Here is a 1,902-nt window from a genome sequence, read left to right on the forward strand (position 1 = left end):
TCGCACACCGCAGCCGCCATGGCGAAGACGCCCGCATCCCCACCCGAAACGACGGCCACATGCCGGCCTTGGGCCGCCATGGTGAGCGCCGCCTTCGCGCGGGCAAGCTCTTCCCGATTGTCGGAGGCATGGCGGGTCTGGCCATCGTTCAGTTCGAGCCGGTCGAGATACGGGCCATAGCCGAAAAAATCGCTGGCCGCCGCAATCGCCGCCCGCGCCTCCGGCGTCGTCTGGGCCGGCTTTCCGGGGCCGGTGCCGATGATGACGAGACGCCCGCTCATGCCACCGCCTCGCCGGGCTTTGCCTGCCAGCCCGGTCCGAGCACCAGCGAGAAATAGGGGGCCGTGTCGTCAGCCTTGTCGGCGAGCGGGGTCATGCTCGTATTGTCCATCGTGCCGCGCTCCACATAGACGGTGCCGCCAAGCCTGCCGGCGCGAGCCAGCGCCCTGCGGATTTTCGGCAGATTGCGCCCCACCTTCATGATGACGAAGCCTTCCGTGTCGCTCACGCGGCGCGCCAGCTCGTCTTCGGCAAGCGTGCCGGGCAGAACCGTCATGATGTCGTCGCCCTGAACGATGGCGATGCCCGCCTGCGACCAGCAACCCGACATGGCGGTGATGCCCGGGATCACTTCGGTCGGATAGAGCGCGGCAAGCCGCACATGCAGATGCATGTAGGAGCCGTAGAACAGCGGATCGCCCTCGCTCAGAACGGCAACCGTGCGCCCCGCATTCAGATGCGCTTCCACCGCGCGGGCCGAAGCTTCGTAAAAGCCGGTGATGGCCTCGATATAGCGCGGGTCGGCCTTGTCGATCTCGGTGGTGACGGGATACTCGAGCGGCAGTTCCTCGATGCCTTCCGGCAACAGCCCCTCGACCGTGCGGCGGGCATTGCCCTGACGACCACGCTTTGCGAAATGCGCCACCACGTCCGCCCCCTCCAGCGCTTTCAGCGCCTTGACGGTGATGAGTTCGGGATCGCCGGGTCCGGTGCCGACGCCAATCAGGGTTCCGCTCACAGGCCCGCCCTCGCAAGTGCGTTGATGGCCGCCGCCGTCATGGCGCTGCCGCCCATGCGACCACGCACGATGGCGAAGGGAATGCCAAGCCCGCTCTCGGCAAGGGCCTCCTTCGATTCCATCGCGCCGACGAAACCGACCGGCATGCCGATTATGGCAGCGGGTTTCGGCGCACCGGCGCGCAGCATGTCGAGCAGGTAGAAGAGTGCGGTCGGCGCATTGCCGATGGCCACCACCGCGCCCTCCATGTGCTCGCGCCACAGTTCCAGCGCAGCGGCGGAGCGCGTGTTGCCAAGCTTTTGCGCAAGCTCCGGCGTGCGCGCATCGCGCAAGGTGCAGATCACATCGTTTCCGGCGGGCAGCCGCGTGCGGGTCACGCCACGCGCCACCATCTCCGCATCGCACAGGATCGGCGCTCCGGCTTTCAGCGCCGCGCGGCCAGCCGCCACAAACCCCTCGGAAAAGACGAAATGTTCCGCCGCCTCCACAAGCCCACAGGCGTGGATCATGCGGATGGCCACATCGGCCTCTTGCGCGCTGAAACGCGCGAGATCGGCCTCGGCGCGGATGATCGCGAACGACTTTTCATAGATGGCGTTGCCGTCGCGTATGTACTCGGTTTCTTGCATTCAGCCTGACTTTCGAAGAAGGGCGGCGCGCAGCGTCTCGCCGCGCTCGATGAGGAAGGTGCGAAAGCGTTCGGAAGGTTTTGCGCCAACGGAGGAAAGGGTGCAGCCACCTTCCACCGCGATCAGGTTCACAGCCGGCCCGGCGGGCTGGACGCATCCTTTTTCGCAGGCCGAAATGTGAAGGCGGAACGGGCCATCGGGCAAACCCGCCGCAGCCGCCTCGGCGGCAAGCGCCTTCGCATCGAACCGCGCCGA

Annotated in this window: 3 protein-coding genes and 1 pseudogene; all 4 read right to left on the reverse strand. The window is 66.7% G+C overall.

Going from position 1 to position 1,902, the window contains the following annotated elements; all coding sequences use genetic code 11:
- Nucleotides 1–281 (reverse strand): SAM-dependent methyltransferase (locus JCM21793_RS22915; RefSeq protein WP_025031853.1); only part of this gene is annotated, 281 nt, incomplete at its 3' end.
- A complete protein-coding gene (locus tag JCM21793_RS22920; protein ID WP_025031854.1) occupies nucleotides 278–1,018 on the reverse strand; it encodes a precorrin-2 C(20)-methyltransferase in 741 nt (246 codons plus the stop codon). The genes JCM21793_RS22920 and JCM21793_RS22915, both read right to left, overlap by 4 nt.
- Nucleotides 1,015–1,647: a precorrin-8X methylmutase gene (locus JCM21793_RS22925; protein ID WP_025031855.1), complete on the reverse strand. Its 633-nt coding sequence runs from the start codon at nucleotides 1,645–1,647 to the stop codon at nucleotides 1,015–1,017. Before JCM21793_RS22925 ends, JCM21793_RS22920 begins: the two co-directional genes overlap by 4 nt.
- Nucleotides 1,648–1,902 (reverse strand): annotated as a pseudogene (locus JCM21793_RS29610) (hypothetical protein); the annotation flags it as partial.

Source organism: Nitratireductor aquibiodomus NL21 = JCM 21793, from assembly GCF_000615975.1.
In the GTDB taxonomy this organism is placed as follows: domain Bacteria; phylum Pseudomonadota; class Alphaproteobacteria; order Rhizobiales; family Rhizobiaceae; genus Nitratireductor; species Nitratireductor aquibiodomus.